The following is a 15,460-nucleotide window of genomic DNA, read 5'->3' as shown; positions in this document are numbered from 1 at the left end:
ACTCTCTAAAGTGGACCACTGGCTCGCAGCTTTTCATGGCTTTTGACCCTGTTTCGGACACTTCCCAGGCAGCTAGTGGTCCACTCGCCAGAGTGGACCACTGGCTCGCATCTTTTCCGGGCTTTTGACCCTGTTTCGGACACTTCCCAGGCAGCTAGTGGTCCACTCTCTAAAGTGGACCACTGGCTCACAACTTTTCCGAGCTTTTGACCTAATTTCAGCCCCTTCTCAGGGAGCTAGTGGTCCACTCCGGAGAGTGGACCACTAGCTCGACCCCTCCCCCCAGCTCCCGCCACCCCACGCCACACAAAAGCCCGGGCTAGGCCCGGGCTGTCACAATTCCTAAAATTGCTTGAAGCGGTCTTGGCGTTGGGCCAGACGCTCTTCAGGCGTTTTTTGGCCTAGTTTCTTAAATTCGCGCTTGATCAAGTGGCTAAGGCGCTCTAAGAGGACGTCATTTTCCACGGGCTTGGAGTTGTAGGTCTCGGGCACGATGCGGTCGATGACCTTCAAGTCCAAGAGTTCAGTCGCCGTCAATTTCATCATGTCGGCGGCCTTGCCGGCTTGCTTGGCGTCTTTCCATAAAATCGAAGCGAAGCCTTCAGGCGACAAGATCGAGTAAATAGCGTTCTCTAGCATCCAGACTTGGTCGGCTAGGGCCAGGGCAATGGCACCGCCGCTCCCGCCCTCGCCCAGAATAATGGCGATGGTCGGTACGGTCAGTTCACTCATAAGCAGCAAGGAAGAGGCAATGGCTTCCCCAATCCCATTTTCCTCGGACTCAGGCGAACAGAAGGCTCCGGCTGTGTTAATGAGCGTCAGGATAGGCCGGCCGAATTTTTCAGCCTGCTTCATCAAGCGTTGGGCCTTGCGGTAGCCAGCAGGACTGGCTGAACCGAAGTTACGCTTGATGTTTTCCTTGGTAGTCTTGCCCTTTTGAATACCGATGATGGTCATGGGCTGGTCGTCCACCAGGCCGACACCGCCGATAATGGCCGCGTCATCGCCCATAATGCGGTCGCCGTGGCACTCGATGAAGTCGTCGCCACAGAGGGCGCCAATCACATCCGAGGTGGAGATACGCTTAATGTCGCGGGCTTTTTGGACAATTTGATAAGCCTTCATTGAGCCTTCCCTCCCTCGTGAATGGTCAAGAGTTGCGCCAGCATCCGCTTTTGGCGGTCGCGGGGCACGATTTGGTCGATAAAGCCGTAGCCTAGGACGGTCTCAGCCGCCTGGAAATCATCAGGCAAAGGCTTGCGCAGGGTCTGCTCGATGACCCGTTTGCCGGCAAAGCCGACGGTGGCATCGGGTTCAGCCAAGATGACATCCCCCTGCATGGCGAAGCTGGCAGTGACCCCACCGGTCGTCGGATGGGTCAAAACGGCACAGTAGAAGCCGCCGGCCGCCGAATGACGGGCTACGGCTTGGCTGACCTTGGCCATTTGCATGAGAGACAGGATGCCTTCCTGCATGCGGGCTCCACCAGAAGCGATATAGAGCACTACTGGCAGGCCTTGGGCCGTCGCCAGGTCAAAGAGTTGAACCAACTTCTCACCCACGGCGGTCCCCATGGAAGCCATGACGAAGCGGCTATCCATGACGCCTAGGGCCAAGGCATGACCATCCAGGCGGGCTGTCCCGGTCACGATAGCCTCCTTAAGGCCGGTCGCTTCCTGCAGCTTGGCTAATTTTTCAGAATACTTAGGAAAACCTAGCGGATTGTCATTCCAGAGATCAGCGTTGATTTCTTGGAAGCTGCCCTCATCCACTAACCAGTCAATCCGTTCCATAGCCGGAAATGGCAAATGGTGGTGGCAGTGCATGCAGCAGTAGTCCTCAGGTTTCTGCTTGGTGAAGTAGACCTTGTGGCACTTAGGACAGCGGGCCATCAAATCATCTGGGATTTGGGCGACCTTATCCGAATATTTTGCTACGGCGTCCGCATTCAGTTGAATGGTTTTATTACGACGAAATAATGCCATTTACTAGGCCTCCTCTGTTGCTTCAGCCTCTTTCTGGAAGTCCAGCCAGGCTGGCATGAAGCTTTCTTCTAACCACTTGGTGTGGTAATCATCCGCTTGGATGTGGGAATCCGCCACCATGGCTTCTAGCAGTTCCACGTTGGTTACCAGTCCATCCACGGCCACTTCATAGAGGGCCCGTTCCATGAGTCGGAAGGCCGCCTCACGACTAGGTTGGTGGACAATAATTTTAGCAATCATGGAATCATAGAAAGGTGGCAAGGTGTATTGAGGATAGATCCCTGACTCCACCCGCAAGCCCATACCGCCAGACGGTAGGACTAGCTGCTTGATATGGCCAGCAGCCGGACGGAATTGGTGGAGCGGATCTTCCGCATTCAAGCGGCACTCAATGGCAAACCCTGACAAGACAATGTCCTCTTGTTGATAAGAGAGGGGCTGGCCCATGGCGATTTTAATCTGTTCTTGGACGATGTCGACCCCGGTAATCATCTCGGTCACCGGATGCTCCACTTGCAGACGGGTGTTCATTTCCATGAAGTAGAATTCACCGTTATCAGCCAATAGGAACTCGATGGTCCCGGCATTGGTGTAGCCAATGGCCGAAGCGGCCTTAACGGCTGCCCCACAGATAGCCTGACGAGTGTCCTCATCTAGGCAGACAGCGGGCGCAAACTCAATGACCTTCTGGTTATTACGTTGCAGGGAGCAGTCCCGTTCACCCAGATGGATGACATGGCCATGCTCGTCGCCCAGGAGTTGGACTTCGATATGGCGGGCTGGGTAGATGATTTTCTCGATATAGAGATCTTGGTTACCGTAGACCGACTGGGTTTCGTTCTGGGCTTGGAGGAAGAGGGCTTCAAAATCCTTAGGATCTTCCACCCGGCGCATGCCCTTACCGCCCCCACCGTCGGCTGCCTTGATAATCAAGGGGAAGCCAATCTTTTGGGCGATGGCATGGGCTTCTTCTAAGCTATGCACCAAGCCGTCGGAACCTGGCGTGATGGGCACGCCGGCTGCCTTCATGGTGTTGCGGGCATTTTGCTTGTTCCCCATGGCTTCGATAATGTGGCTCTTAGGGCCAATGAACTTGATATTGACCTCTTCACAGAGGGCAACGAAATCGCTACGCTCGGATAAGAAGCCGTAGCCTGGGTGGATGGCGTCAGCCCCCGTCACCATGGCAGCGGACAGAATGGCCACTGGGTTGGCGTAGGAGTCTAAGCCCTTGGCAGGCCCGATACAGATGGCTTCATCCGCTAATTGGGTATGAAGGGCCTCCCGGTCTGCCTCGCTATAGACCGCCACCGACGTAATATTCATTTCGCGCAGGGCCCGAATGATTCGGACTGCAATCTCACCACGGTTGGCGACTAACACTTTTTTAAACATATTATTTTGCTCCGATAATGAAGGTCATTTCTGCTTCTGCTACTTTCTTGTCGCCAACGAAGGCTTGGCCGTAACCAATCCCGGCGTTCTTACGCAATTTGACGATGTCTACTTGGAGACGAAGCACGTCACCAGGTACCACTTTTTGACGGAATTTTACCTTGTTCAAGCCACCTAGGTAAGCGGTCTTGCCTTGGAAACCTTCCATTTGCAAGAGTGGGATAGAACCTGCTTGAGCTAAAGCTTCACAGATGTAAACACCTGGTAAAACAGGTTCGCCTGGGAAGTGACCTTGGAAGACTTGTTCGTTGATGGTCACGTTCTTACGGCAGACGATTTTTTCACCTGGGATCAACTCATCCACAGCGTCGATGAAGAAGATTGGGTAACGGTTAGGGATAATGTCCATTACTTGTTGAGCAGTTAATAAAGTCATGTTTATTCCTCTTTTCTTTGGGGGGTGATGTTTAGGGTTTAGCTAATGCGGAAGAGGGCTTGGCCGTATTCCACGATGTTTTCATTTTCAACTAAGATAGCAGAGACCACGCCGTCTTGAGGGGCCACAATCTCATTCATGAGCTTCATGGCTTCAATCAAGCAGAGGACTTGGCCCTTCTTGACGCTGTCCCCTACTTGGACATAAGGATCCGCATCAGGGTTAGCTTGCAGGTAGACTACCCCTACCATAGGGGCTGGCACGTCCTTACCAGCAGCTTCTGGCGCTGGCGCAGGTGCTGCAGGTGCTTCGACCGCTTCTGGCACCGCCACAGGGGCTGGGGCCGCCAGGCTAGCCGGTGCTGTTAGGGCAGCCGATTCGGTCACATCGGTCACCACAACTGGGGCTGGTGCTGCCACTTGTGGCACTTCCTTAGCCAAGAGCAGACGCTCATTGTCATTGGTGAATTCGAAGTAGGCCAGGCTAGACTGGTCCAGTTTGTCGATTAATTTGACGAGTTCTTCATATTGCATGCTTACTTACCATCCCATCGTTTGAAGGCGAGGACCGCATTGTGACCGCCAAAGCCCAGGGAGTTAGACAGGGCAACTTGGATGTCTTGTTGGCGTCCATGGCCTGGGACATAGTCCAGGTCACAGCCTTCTTCTGGATTTTCTAGACCGAGGGTCGCAGGTACGAAACCTTCTTCCAAGGCCTTAACGCAGACAATGGCTTCTACCCCACCGGCACCACCTAAGAGGTGACCGAAGTGGCCCTTAGAGCTGGATACAGCCACTTTGTAAGCTGCATCGCCCAAAGCATACTTGATGGCTTGGGTTTCGCCCTTGTCATTAGTTGGCGTGCTGGTCCCGTGGGCATTGATGTAGTCCACGTCTTCAGCACTGAGCCCGGCCATAGCCAAGGCTTGCTTGATACATTCACCGGCGCCAGACCCGTCTGGGGTTGGAGCGGTCATGTGGTAGGCGTCTGAGTTAGCCCCGTAACCCACTAATTCCGCATAGATGTGGGCGCCACGAGCTTGGGCAGACTCCAGGGATTCCAGGAAGAGGACCCCGGCCCCTTCACCCATAACGAAGCCATCGCGGTCCTTGTCAAAAGGACGGGAAGCAGTGGCTGGGTCTTGGTTGGTAGACAAGGCTGTCAAGGCTGCGAAGCCGCCAATCCCGATTTCACAGATGGTAGCTTCTGCCCCACCTGCCAAGCAGGCATCCAAGAGGCCTGTCTTAATCTTGAGGAAGGCTTCCCCGATAGAGTTAGTAGCAGAGGCACAGGCTGTTACGATGTCCAAGCTTGGGCCCTTGATGCCTAACTTCATGGAAATATTACCAGAAGCCATGTTCCCGATGGTCAGTGGCACGAAGAGTGGCGGAATACGTTTAGCACCCTTCTCAATCATCTTACGGATGCCTTTTTCGATTTCGATTAAGCCCCCAATCCCAGAGCTGACTAAGACCCCTACCCGGTGGGCATTGTCTTCAATCTTGTAGCCGGAGTCTTCTACTGCTTCCACCGATGCTACTACGGCATATTGGGAGAAGAAGTCCATCCGTTGGGTTTCCCGACGGTCTAAGACTGGACTTGGGTCGAAGTCTTTGACTTCAGCGGCCACAGAGACGCTAGAGCCACTGTGGTCGAATTTAGTGATAGGCGCGATACCGCCCTTGTCATGGCGCATGCTGTCCCAGAATGCGGCGACATTGTTACCAATTGGGGAGACAGTCCCCAAACCTGTTACGACAACTCGTTGCATAATTACCTCCTGTAGTGCGGGTCTAGGAATCAGACCTTAGATGTGCAAGCCACCGTTGACTTCGATGACTTGGCCTGTGATGTAGTCATTGTCGATTAAGAAGTCGACAGTTTGGGCGATATGTTCCACTTGGCCAAAGCGTTTGAGTGGGATTTGGCCTAACATGGCTTCCTTGACGCGATCCGATAGTTGATCAGTCATGTCAGTTTCGATGAAGCCAGGCGCGATGGCGTTGACGGTGATGCCACGGCTAGCCACTTCGCGAGCTAGGGACTTGGTCAAACCAATCATACCCGCCTTAGAGGCAGCATAGTTGACCTGACCCGCATTCCCCATCACCCCAACAACGGAAGTCATGTTGATAATGCGGCCGCCCTTTTGCTTCAAGAGACGTGGCGTCAAGTGACGGCACATGTTGAAGCAGCCGTTCAAGTTGGTTTGGATGACCGCGTTGAAGTCTTCTTCGCTCATGCGCATAACCAAACCGTCGCGGGTAATACCGGCATTGTTGACCAATACGTCTACTTGGACGCCTTGGTCATAGAGGTCGTCCACTAATTGCTTAGCCACGTCGAATTTGCTGATGTCGCCAGTCGCTTGTAAGACTGGTTGTTCATAGCCGTCAAATTGGGCTAAGATTTCAGGGGCAATGGGACTACGGCTGTTCAAGATGACACGGTGGCCTTTAGCCGCTAAGTGGTGGGCAATGGCTAGGCCAATCCCGCGGGAGCTGCCCGTAATCAAACAGGTTAAGGTCATTTATTCTTCCTCCGTTAAAAAGTTTTTGAGGGCGTCGAGGTCTTCGACTTTGTCCAGGACTTGTACCTTGAGGGGCAGGCCTTCGCGTTTGAGCAGGCCAGCTAAGGTATTGCCGGGACCGATTTGAACTAGGTGAGTCACACCTTCTTCAACCAATTTATCAATGGTTTGCTTCCAGTAAACTGGCTCAACAAGATGTCGAACAAGTACTTGGGAGAGGCTTTCAGGCTGATGAAGGTCTAGCGTGGTGTTACTGATGACGGGCACGTCCCCTTGCTTAAAGGTCACTTTTTCCAAAGCTTGGGCCATGGCTTCTTGGGCATTGGCCATCAAGGGACTATGGAAAGGTCCTTCGACTTTGAGGGGGATGACTTTCTTGTAGCCGGCAGCTTTGGCGATTTCCTTGAAGCGCTCAACCGCCGCAATGGTCCCCGCCACGATGATTTGGGCTGAAGAGTTGATATTGGCAATGTAGAGCGGCTCTTGATCGGCCACTTGGGCTACCAAGGCTTGACATTCTTCATAAGGCACACCCATCACCGCCGCCATTTGGCATGGACTGTCGCTGGCTAGGGATTCGCATTGTCTGGACATGAGTTCGCCACGTTCCTGCAATAAGGCAAAGGCATTGGCTTGGTCTAGGGCACCACTGGCAACCAGGGCGGAATATTCACCTAGGCTCAATCCGGCCATATAGCTTACAGGAGGTAACAAGTCTTGGATGCTACGGTAGATAGCTAGGCTGGTCGACGTGATGGCGACTTGGGCATAGCGGGTCTGGCCGAAGCGTTCAGGTTCTTGTTGGATCCATTCTCTTAAGGGCCAACCGGTCACCGCTTCTGCCTGCTCATAGACAGCGCTGGCTTGGGGAAATTGACGGTCGAAGTCCATTCCCATGCCCGCATAGTGGGCACCTTGGCCATTAAAGATAAGTGCTAGTTTCATACACTGACTCCTATCCTCAGTTATCGTTCGTTTTGATGTGATCATAATATAAAAGGCCCGAAGGCCAGAGCTCACTCCTAAGAGGGATAAAGTCAGAGCGAGCTCTTTGGTTCGCCTACTGGCCAGCTAGGGGGTGCCGGCAAGTAGGAAAGGAAATATCAATTATTGATTGACCAAGTCAAGCTTAGCTTGAATGGTCTGACGGCATTCAGCCAAGTAGTCTTGGATGATGTCGTGACAGGATTGTTCCTTAGAGACCAAACCAGCAATCTGGCCGGCCATGAGGGAACCTGTCTTAACGTCACCTTCGACTACCGCACGGCGGAGGGCGCCTTTACCGATTTTGTTCAATCGTTCAAAGTCTGGCTCTGCCTTGCTGGTTTCTTCTTTTTCCGCTTGCAGGTATTCAGTGGTTAAGGCATTACGCAAGACCCGCACTGGGTGGCCGGTAATTTGGCCGGTCACGACGGTTTCGATGTCTTTGGCCTTAATGATGGCTTGCTTGAAGTTGTCATGAGCGTTAGACTCATGCGCCACAACAAAGCGAGTCCCCACTTGAACCGCGGAAGCCCCCAACATGAAGGCGGCTGCCATGGCACGTCCGTCCCCAATCCCGCCGGCAGCGATAACTGGGATATTAACGGCATCCACCACTTGTGGAACCAAGGCCATGGTAGTCAGTTTGCCGATGTGGCCCCCTGCTTCCATACCTTCGACCACCACTGCTTTGGCGCCGATGCGTTCCATACGTTTGGCCAAGGCCACAGACGCTACTACTGGAATCAGGCTAATGCCCGCTTCTTCGAAGCGCTGCATGTATTTACTTGGGTTCCCTGCACCAGTGGTAATGATTTTGACGCCAGATGCGATTAAGTAGTCTACCACTTCTTCCACATGTGGGTTCAATAACATTACATTGACAGCGAAAGGTTTGTCGGTTTTGGCAAACATTGCCTCTACCTTAGCGCGAACTGTGTCCACATTGTCGTGACCAGTCCCGATCACCCCTAAGCCGCCTGCATTTGATACCGCGCTTGCTAAATCAGCGTCTGCTACCCAAGCCATTGCGCCTTGAACAATTGGATATTCAATGTTTAATAACTCCGTAATAGCTGTTTTCATACCTTCAGTCCTAACTTTAAGAAAAATAGATTATAAAGAGTCGATGTAGTTTACTAAGTCTTGAACAGTCTTCAAGTTTTGGTCAGTGTCGATCGTGATGTCTAATTCATCTTCGATTTCGCTGATGATTTGGAATACGTCTAAGCTGTCAGCTTTCAAGTCGTTTTCGAAGTCAGTGGTTAATTGTACTTCTGCTTCGTCGATCCCTAATTGGTTTGCAATAATCGCTTGTACTTTTTCAAATGTCATAATAATGATCCTCCATTAAATAAATAATATTTTTTTGATTTTTAGATGGAAAGGTGTAGGTGACCCCAGGCTAAGCCAGCACCGAAGCCACTTAGGATAATAGACTGCGTTCCATCCAGTCGCAATCGCCCGTCACGAACCAGTTGGTCTAGGAGAATTGGGATAGAGCCTGCTGATGTATTGGCCGCTTGGGCAATATTGGCAGGTACCTTGCTTTCTTCTAGGGACAACTTGTCCGCAATCAGATTTAACAAGCGTTGGTTCGCTTGGTGACAAATCAAATAGTCAATATCAAAATCATTCTGCTCAATAAAGTTTGCTAGGGTTTTGATGACAGTTCGTTTGACGAAATTGAAGACGTCACGCCCTTGCATCTGCATAGCCCACTGACCATCGGACGCTTCATGGACCTCAATGGCCGCGCCCCCTGTTCCTTGGGCAAAGACTTGACTAGCATAGCCGCTGAGTTCTTGACCATCATGTTGAATCAGGACAGCGCCCGCCCCATCACCGAACAAGACGGCAGTGGTACGGTCTGTCAGATCCACAATCTGACTCATCTTCTCAGCACCGATGACTAGGGTGTAACCTTGGGTCTGGCTAGCTGCCAGGCGGTTGGCTACTTCCATCGCCATTACAAAACCAGAACAGGCGCCGTTGAGGTCAAAGCCCCAAGCCCCTTCGGCCCCAATCATGGCTTGCACTTGGCAGGCAATAGATGGGGTCGCAGCCTTAGCCGACATGGTTGCGACGACAATATGACGAATTTGGCTGACAATGTCAGGGGATAAATTCTTCAATAATTGCTTGGCCGCCTCACTCGCCATCATCGCGACGGTTTCGTGCTCAGCTGCGAAGTAACGTTGGTGAATTCCTGTCCGTTGGACAATCCACTCGTCACTGGATTCTAGTTGATAAGCATTGATTAATTGGTCGTTGGACCAGGCTTGTCCAGGTAAATAAGCACCTGTTGCAATAATACGACTCATCTTACTCTCCTAATCGTTGTTTAGCGTTGTCCAAGAAACGATGTAAATTACGTAGGCCCTTGACTAGGGTGGCCGCCTCTTCAGGCTCCATGCCGTTGAGGGTCTCGGCTACCATGTTCAAGTGGAACTTGCGGTGGATCCGATAGAGTAATTTACCCCGCTTGGTTAGCTTGAGTAGCACCACCCGGCGATCGCTGGGTGAGGACACACGCTCAACATAGCCTTTTTTTACTAAGTTTTGAATGGACACTGACAGGGTCCCCATGGTGATGGCAATTTTCTTAGCCACCTCCGAAGAGCTCAAGTTGCCGCCCAAACCAATAGCTTCAATCGTATGCATTTCCTTGATTGATAAATCCGAAAACTCACTCATCTTGAGCGAAGTTTCTTCAATTAACAGAATTTCATTAAAGATAGAGACCAAAAATTCGTTCATTTCAAAAATGGTCGAATGGTCCACTCACTATCACCCCTTTAACTTATTTTGAATATCAAACTATTTGATAATCAAAGTTTATCGAAAGTCTGCTCATCTGTCAACACATGTGCTAGGCCCTGACAGGCTTTATGGGTCGCTATCCTTGATAAATCAGGCATGGTCACGTTTGCAGGATTTTTTGTCATCTTCTTGTTGCCTTAGAGACAGAAAGTGACTGAAAAGCCCTTACCTTGTGGCTGGGCCGGGCTTAAGCGCTTGTGACTTGCAGAAAGCAATCGAAACCAGGGATAGTCGCCGATTTTGTGGGAGCCAGTGGTCCACTTTCCTGAGTGGTCCACTGGCTCCTCTGATTTTGCCGGAAACCAGGGGGAATTCGCCGGTTTGGCGTGAGCTAGTGGTCCACTTTCCTGAGTGGTCCACTGGCTCCTTTGTTTTTGCCGGAAACCAGAGAAATTCGCCGGTTTGGCGTGAGCTAGTGGTCCACTGGCTCCTCTGTTTTTGCCGGAAACTAGGGAAATTCGTCGTTTTGACGTGAGCTAGTGGTCCACTTTCCAGAGTGGGCCACTGGCTCCTTTGTTTTTGCAGGAAAACAAGGGGAAATTGCCGGTTTGGTCTGAGCCAGTGGTCCACTTTCCAGAGTGGACCACTGGCTCCTCTGTTTTTGCTGGAAACCAGGGGAATTCGCCGGTTTGACGTGAGCTAGTGGCCCACTTTCCAGACTGGTCCACTAGCTCCTCTGTTTTTGCCGGAAATCAGGGAAATTCGACGTTTTGACGTGAGCTAGTGGCCCACTTTCCATAGTGGGCCACTGGCTCATTTGTTTTTGCCGGAAATCAGGGAAATTCGACGTTTTGACGTGAGCTAGTGGCCCACTTTCTCGAGTGGGCCGCTGGCTCCTTTGTTTTTGCCGGAAACTAGGGAAATTCGCCGTTTTCCAGAAAAGCTACGACGCCATCACCGACGAGATCCTCCGCCTCCAGCAGATGAAAAAGCAGGCGCAGACCGACGACCAAGACCGGAACGAGATCATGAACCGGGTCAAAGAACTTCAGGACTTCATCAAGAAAGAGAAGACGAAGATTACAGACTTTGACGAATCACAGGTCAAGACGCTCATCCAGCGAATCACCCTTTTTCCCGGCTGCTTCGTGGTCGAGTTCAAATCGGGCGCCAGCGTGGATATCATGGAATAAGAAAGCTCCCCACCACCGGGATTTCCGGAGATGGGGAGCTTCTTTAACTAAATCATTACAATTACTTGAGAAATGAAATGAGCGCTCCGAGAAGTATGCGTGCATCATATTTGATCGGTTTTACAGGCGCTACTTCTCTCTTGATTCCGAGCAGTTGATATACTGCCATACGGGATGCCCTAACTGAATACTCCTCAGTGAAGACCACATCCTCAGGAACCTCGCAGAACTGACCAGTGAAGCCTAGATTGACAGAATTTGCAGGTACAACGTCCGGGCGATCTCCCTCAGCTCTTGGCAGGAATTGTGAACCAATGTACGGCATAATCACGGGGATTGCAGCGACGACTTCATCACGGCACTTCTGACGGGTCTCATCATCCATAGGCAGACTCATAAGAATCTCCTCAAGGATTTCTCGTCCAGTGCATTCAAATTCGGTTTTCCCGGTATATTTTCCTACTTTTCCGCTGTAGAAGGCGCACATCCAGGAGAATGAGTATTCGTCGGTCTGGTTCTTGAAGAATGGAGGCAGCGGATTTCTGAGTTCCATGTGCCAAGGTGACTCAACAAATGTAGAGGAGAGACCTTCACCAGTCTTGTTATGGGTGTATTTCTCTAACCAATCCATCATCGTATGACCTTTGAATGTGCAGTTAAAGGTCATCCATGCAGACTTATCGGGATGTGTGAAGAACTTATCAGGATTGCCGAGGCCTTCTTTCTTCGCGCTTATATTCTTCCAAAGTGTTGCGCTCATCGGATAACTTGTGTCCATAACAGCCGGAGTATCCGATGAACCAAACGAAGCGTTATCTGTCATGCAGCCGAGTGTTGCCACGACCATGTCACCATCGTGAAGCTGTATATAACCCTCTTTACCATCGGAGAGCGTATGAAGTCCGGTCACGACGATCTCGTCACCTTCGGCGAAATCCATATCTGTCACAGCTGTTTTATAGATAAATTCTACACCGGCATCCTCAAGGACGGCCATAAGCGGAAGGATGATGCTCTCATACTGGTTATGTTCTGTAAGCGTAACTCCCTTCGCTGTCGTGAGCCGGAGGATCAGATGGAAGAAGCGGAGGGTGTAACGTCTGAATTCTGCCACGCTGCTCCAGTACTGGAAGGCGAAAGTTGCTTCATAGCAATACCAGAAGACGGTATGAAAGAAGTGGCTGTCAGATTCGCCGAACCAGTCCGTGATCGTCAAGTCGTCTAGCTCGCTCTCGTCTGTCTTCCAGAGGTTAACAAGCTGCATCATCTCCTGTTTGTTCAGACCGTAGCTGGAAACGTCCACGATCTCGCCGGTCTCATCAAGAAATCGCGCCTTAGCGGAGCAGGGTTTTGAATTTGAGAACTCAAGCATATCGTCTACCACGGAATTTCCTTCGTGCTCAAGAGACGGGATGCTGCTCAGAATGTCCTGGAAGTTCTCATAAGTCTGTCGGTTGATCATACGCTCGCCTCGCATCACCCAGCCGTGTTCCGGATCGCCTGCTGCATCATTGGAGCCGCCGGTCTTTGGCAGAGCTTCAATAATGTGGATATTCTTTCCCTCAAAGCCGCAGTCGCGCAGCAGATAGGCCGCGCCGGTCAGTGTGGCGATGCCGCCACCTACGAAGTAAAACTGCTTGTTGTCTTTTCTTTTCTGGTTACCTAACATTTTTAATTCCTCGCTTTCTTTATTTTCTCTTACCAGTAATTGTAAGAGTGCCTTTTTAGCAACTACCTTTGCCGAAACCTCGTCTCCTGTTACATCACCTTCACAGCTATAGACCATCTTGCCGATCGATGACATCAGCTCGCCGTCAAAGGTAAAATGATCTCCGCTTACTGTTCCATCGGCGAAAGAATTTTCCTTGCCCTTGATCACAAATGCTCCGGAGAGTTTTTCTCCGTCCTCCTTGAGAATCATCTCTCCCTTCTTGACACCCATCGGTGTCTTCATCATGATCTCGTACGTTCCGCTTACCATATCTGATTACCTCCTGATTTTTTGGATTTATTTTCTTTGATAGTGTCATTATATCCAGCGCTCTTTTCTGATTCATCATGCAAAAAAGGCCCGGATGTTCGATATGAGACATCCAAGCCATAATTGTCTTATAAGTTGGCGCATGAGAATCAGCGTTTTCGTGCTGACGCGCTTCGCATAAGGGCATCCTCAATACCGCCTACGACTGTCCTTTCCATCAGTTCCACCATTTCCTGCGGCGATTTTTTCATTCCTCCTATCAGCCATGCTGCCAAAGCGGAAACGTACGCTCTGACATAAAAATCCATAATAAAGGCTTTGTCATCAGGAGCTACATTTATGGCGGAGAAACTGTTATTGACGAAGCGTTCCATAAGTACATAGCAATTCTTATAAAACATTTTCTCAAGAGATTCCCGACCGATGCTGTGGAAGGCACAAAGGCACATATTGCTATTGTCCCTGACATACTCCATAAGCATCGTGATCCCCTGATCCCATGTATAAAGATCGTCACACTTCTCAAGAAGGCCAATCAGTTCAGTATTCAACATCCATTCGAGCAGCTCATATATATCAGAAAAATAATAATAGAATGTAGACCGAACAATATTGCAGTCTTTCAGCAGATCAGAGACCCGGATCTTTGAAAACTCCGTGGTTTCCATGCGTTTTTTCAAAGCCACCGCCAGACTGTTCTTCGTCTGGGTAGACATCTCTTCATTCTTCACAGTTCATCATCTCCAACATCATTATATTTCTGACATCTATCTCGGCAACCCAACCCGCCAAAAACATCCATATCGACCACTAGATCTAATCCGGTGCCTAACCAGGTTCTGTCTGCGGAAACATATCAGGCCTTCGATAGGTTCTTACTGAGAAGGTGAGCAGCCTGCCGCGTTTTCATGCCCGATTTACGAAACGCCCGTAAACAGCGGGCTTCCGGACTTATTTTCCCTCGACTCTTGACATCAAGACTACCGTCTCAACATGCGCAGTCATGAAAAACATATCCACATACTTTTTAACAATAACATCAGGTTATCGTTAAAAGGGGTTCCCTCAACAAACTGAAATTTAACATTGATCATCATTACTGACAATTTTTAAGTTCATCCAAGCAAATTTCTATTTTAATCCTATCCGGATCTTCGAAATAGACTGCATAATGTTCAGCACCACCGGCATATGGATATTTATCATCATAAAGCAAAACTATATTCCTTTGAATAAGATTCTTCCGAATTTGATCGATTTTGTCCTTAGTTTGACAACGGAAAGCAAGGTGATTTAAGCCTATATTACATCTATTGTATTCGTTATTAAGATACTTTTCTTTTGTCTGTACAAAAACAATATAAAATTCGTCCTTTTTATAGGAAAATCCGTCTTTCCATTCTTGAAACAACTCAAAACCTAAAATGCTAAGTATCCAAGAATAGAATTCCTTGGTTTTCTCTAAATTACTTACATAAATCTCAATATGATGCATTGTTTTCACTCCATCCGGTGCTGGAAATGTCAATATATTCAATTTTTACTTTGTTGATGCCTCAGCTCGTACAAGTAGTGCCACACACTCCACGTAGATCGACACGAAAGGAAGTACGTCTGACCTAATTCCACATTGTAAGTACGTATGGTCAATCGTGTCTAGTAAAGTTTTTTAACGGTTAAAAAGTTATCGTTATAATTTACGAACCAATCATAGCTGCCTGCTTTGTTCAAGATAAAACTGAAATTCACGTTCTTCTTGTGTGGTATGATACTTTTCAAATATTAAGAATGCTACTCTTTCAGCTTCTTCAAAAGTTCTAATTTTCTGTTCATCATAATCCCAAATACGCTGGCCAGCAAAAAAAACACCCCAGTTTCCATATCTACTTTGCATAATGGTAATGTATTCACCTTTATACTTTTTACTGTAAGTCTTTTTAGTCGCATTGAAATTCCACTGAGCTCTATTAAAATTATTTTTTCTCGAGTTTCTATTTTTTAGCGCCCTTTCCGATTTGCGTGGATTAATGTAATCATCCGTCATTTTTTCTGCACATACACAACCTACATGTATTTCTTCAGCATAATCAGGATGCACCATTACATGCGCATATCGTATTTTCTCGTTTCCCACATTCCACACTGCTCATATGAAATTGGTTCTCCTTGATTCGCAAATTCAGCTACATCAATAAC

Annotated in this window: 17 protein-coding genes; 1 reads left to right on the top strand and 16 read right to left on the bottom strand. The window is 49.5% G+C overall.

Annotated elements, in window-relative coordinates:
- Positions 1-342: 342 nt before the first annotated feature.
- From accA to V7R82_RS03155, 12 genes are all read right to left on the bottom strand, one after another.
- On the bottom strand, positions 343-1,125 hold the full coding sequence (gene accA / locus V7R82_RS03210; protein WP_314329477.1) for a carboxyltransferase subunit alpha: 783 nt from the start codon (positions 1,123-1,125) through the stop codon (positions 343-345).
- On the bottom strand, positions 1,122-1,985 hold the full coding sequence (gene accD / locus V7R82_RS03205) for an acetyl-CoA carboxylase, carboxyltransferase subunit beta (RefSeq protein WP_314064103.1): 864 nt from the start codon (positions 1,983-1,985) through the stop codon (positions 1,122-1,124). Before accD ends, accA begins: the two co-directional genes overlap by 4 nt.
- Before the next feature lie 3 nt (positions 1,986-1,988).
- Positions 1,989-3,380 carry an acetyl-CoA carboxylase biotin carboxylase subunit gene (accC, locus tag V7R82_RS03200; RefSeq protein WP_070755847.1) on the bottom strand — a complete coding sequence of 464 codons (1,392 nt, stop codon included), beginning with the start codon at positions 3,378-3,380 and terminating at the stop codon, positions 1,989-1,991.
- Position 3,381: 1 nt separating this feature from the next.
- Complete coding sequence (fabZ, locus tag V7R82_RS03195; RefSeq protein WP_023391767.1) at positions 3,382-3,816, bottom strand: 3-hydroxyacyl-ACP dehydratase FabZ; 435 nt, start codon at positions 3,814-3,816, stop codon at positions 3,382-3,384.
- Between the two features lie 38 nt (positions 3,817-3,854).
- The gene (accB, locus tag V7R82_RS03190; RefSeq protein WP_303885174.1) at positions 3,855-4,349 is read right to left on the bottom strand and encodes an acetyl-CoA carboxylase biotin carboxyl carrier protein; all 495 of its coding nucleotides are present in this window, start codon (positions 4,347-4,349) and stop codon (positions 3,855-3,857) included.
- Between the two features lie 2 nt (positions 4,350-4,351).
- Positions 4,352-5,587: a beta-ketoacyl-ACP synthase II gene (gene fabF, locus V7R82_RS03185; protein WP_070755850.1), complete on the bottom strand. Its 1,236-nt coding sequence runs from the start codon at positions 5,585-5,587 to the stop codon at positions 4,352-4,354.
- A gap of 36 nt (positions 5,588-5,623) precedes the next feature.
- A complete protein-coding gene (fabG, locus tag V7R82_RS03180; RefSeq protein WP_314693657.1) occupies positions 5,624-6,346 on the bottom strand; it encodes a 3-oxoacyl-[acyl-carrier-protein] reductase in 723 nt (240 codons plus the stop codon).
- The gene (locus tag V7R82_RS03175; RefSeq protein ID WP_314329485.1) at positions 6,347-7,291 is read right to left on the bottom strand and encodes an ACP S-malonyltransferase; all 945 of its coding nucleotides are present in this window, start codon (positions 7,289-7,291) and stop codon (positions 6,347-6,349) included.
- 162 nt (positions 7,292-7,453) lie between these two features.
- Positions 7,454-8,413: an enoyl-[acyl-carrier-protein] reductase FabK gene (fabK, locus tag V7R82_RS03170; RefSeq protein ID WP_291427507.1), complete on the bottom strand. Its 960-nt coding sequence runs from the start codon at positions 8,411-8,413 to the stop codon at positions 7,454-7,456.
- Between the two features lie 30 nt (positions 8,414-8,443).
- Entirely contained in the window at positions 8,444-8,662 is a 219-nt protein-coding gene (locus tag V7R82_RS03165) for an acyl carrier protein (RefSeq protein ID WP_023391761.1), read from the bottom strand.
- Between the two features lie 41 nt (positions 8,663-8,703).
- The gene (locus tag V7R82_RS03160; RefSeq protein WP_070755854.1) at positions 8,704-9,651 is read right to left on the bottom strand and encodes a beta-ketoacyl-ACP synthase 3; all 948 of its coding nucleotides are present in this window, start codon (positions 9,649-9,651) and stop codon (positions 8,704-8,706) included.
- 1 nt (position 9,652) lies between these two features.
- Positions 9,653-10,087 carry a MarR family winged helix-turn-helix transcriptional regulator gene (locus V7R82_RS03155; protein ID WP_070756101.1) on the bottom strand — a complete coding sequence of 145 codons (435 nt, stop codon included), beginning with the start codon at positions 10,085-10,087 and terminating at the stop codon, positions 9,653-9,655.
- A gap of 884 nt (positions 10,088-10,971) precedes the next feature.
- On the opposite strand from V7R82_RS03155, the gene V7R82_RS03150 reads away from it, so the two are divergent.
- A complete protein-coding gene (locus V7R82_RS03150) occupies positions 10,972-11,283 on the top strand; it encodes a hypothetical protein (protein ID WP_311466941.1) in 312 nt (103 codons plus the stop codon).
- Between the two features lie 61 nt (positions 11,284-11,344).
- Here V7R82_RS03150 and V7R82_RS03145 read toward each other — a convergent pair whose 3' ends face one another.
- The 4 genes from V7R82_RS03145 to V7R82_RS03130 all read right to left on the bottom strand — a co-directional run bounded on the left by V7R82_RS03145 (position 11,345) and on the right by V7R82_RS03130 (position 15,398).
- A complete protein-coding gene (locus V7R82_RS03145) occupies positions 11,345-13,264 on the bottom strand; it encodes an oleate hydratase (protein WP_338543342.1) in 1,920 nt (639 codons plus the stop codon).
- Between the two features lie 149 nt (positions 13,265-13,413).
- Positions 13,414-13,995 (bottom strand): TetR-like C-terminal domain-containing protein, encoded by a 582-nt coding sequence (locus V7R82_RS03140; RefSeq protein ID WP_311466938.1) that lies wholly within the window; start codon positions 13,993-13,995, stop codon positions 13,414-13,416.
- A 365-nt stretch (positions 13,996-14,360) separates the two neighbouring features.
- Entirely contained in the window at positions 14,361-14,759 is a 399-nt protein-coding gene (locus V7R82_RS03135; RefSeq protein WP_314064131.1) for a VOC family protein, read from the bottom strand.
- Between the two features lie 213 nt (positions 14,760-14,972).
- Positions 14,973-15,398 (bottom strand): hypothetical protein, encoded by a 426-nt coding sequence (locus V7R82_RS03130; RefSeq protein WP_314602678.1) that lies wholly within the window; start codon positions 15,396-15,398, stop codon positions 14,973-14,975.
- Positions 15,399-15,460 lie beyond the last annotated feature (62 nt).

Origin of the sequence: Abiotrophia defectiva ATCC 49176, assembly GCF_037041345.1 — a bacterium.
Taxonomy (GTDB): domain Bacteria; phylum Bacillota; class Bacilli; order Lactobacillales; family Aerococcaceae; genus Abiotrophia.
Note: the sequence above shows the minus strand (reverse complement) of the source record. Positions and strands in the feature narration are given on the sequence as shown.

What these genes read in the sequence shown, in the direction of transcription:
- V7R82_RS03160 (WP_070755854.1), bottom strand. Translation starts at nt 9,651, where the DNA reads ATGAGTCGTATTATTGCAACAGGTGCTTATTTACCTGGACAAGCCTGG.
- fabF (WP_070755850.1), bottom strand. Translation starts at nt 5,587, where the DNA reads ATGCAACGAGTTGTCGTAACAGGTTTGGGGACTGTCTCCCCAATTGGT.
- V7R82_RS03165 (WP_023391761.1), bottom strand. Translation starts at nt 8,662, where the DNA reads ATGACATTTGAAAAAGTACAAGCGATTATTGCAAACCAATTAGGGATC.
- fabZ (WP_023391767.1), bottom strand. Translation starts at nt 3,816, where the DNA reads ATGACTTTATTAACTGCTCAACAAGTAATGGACATTATCCCTAACCGT.
- V7R82_RS03175 (WP_314329485.1), bottom strand. Translation starts at nt 7,291, where the DNA reads ATGAAACTAGCACTTATCTTTAATGGCCAAGGTGCCCACTATGCGGGC.
- V7R82_RS03145 (WP_338543342.1), bottom strand. Translation starts at nt 13,264, where the DNA reads ATGGTAAGCGGAACGTACGAGATCATGATGAAGACACCGATGGGTGTC.
- fabK (WP_291427507.1), bottom strand. Translation starts at nt 8,413, where the DNA reads ATGAAAACAGCTATTACGGAGTTATTAAACATTGAATATCCAATTGTT.
- accD (WP_314064103.1), bottom strand. Translation starts at nt 1,985, where the DNA reads ATGGCATTATTTCGTCGTAATAAAACCATTCAACTGAATGCGGACGCC.
- V7R82_RS03135 (WP_314064131.1), bottom strand. Translation starts at nt 14,759, where the DNA reads ATGCATCATATTGAGATTTATGTAAGTAATTTAGAGAAAACCAAGGAA.
- accB (WP_303885174.1), bottom strand. Translation starts at nt 4,349, where the DNA reads ATGCAATATGAAGAACTCGTCAAATTAATCGACAAACTGGACCAGTCT.
- accA (WP_314329477.1), bottom strand. Translation starts at nt 1,125, where the DNA reads ATGAAGGCTTATCAAATTGTCCAAAAAGCCCGCGACATTAAGCGTATC.
- V7R82_RS03155 (WP_070756101.1), bottom strand. Translation starts at nt 10,087, where the DNA reads ATGAACGAATTTTTGGTCTCTATCTTTAATGAAATTCTGTTAATTGAA.
- accC (WP_070755847.1), bottom strand. Translation starts at nt 3,380, where the DNA reads ATGTTTAAAAAAGTGTTAGTCGCCAACCGTGGTGAGATTGCAGTCCGA.
- fabG (WP_314693657.1), bottom strand. Translation starts at nt 6,346, where the DNA reads ATGACCTTAACCTGTTTGATTACGGGCAGCTCCCGCGGGATTGGCCTA.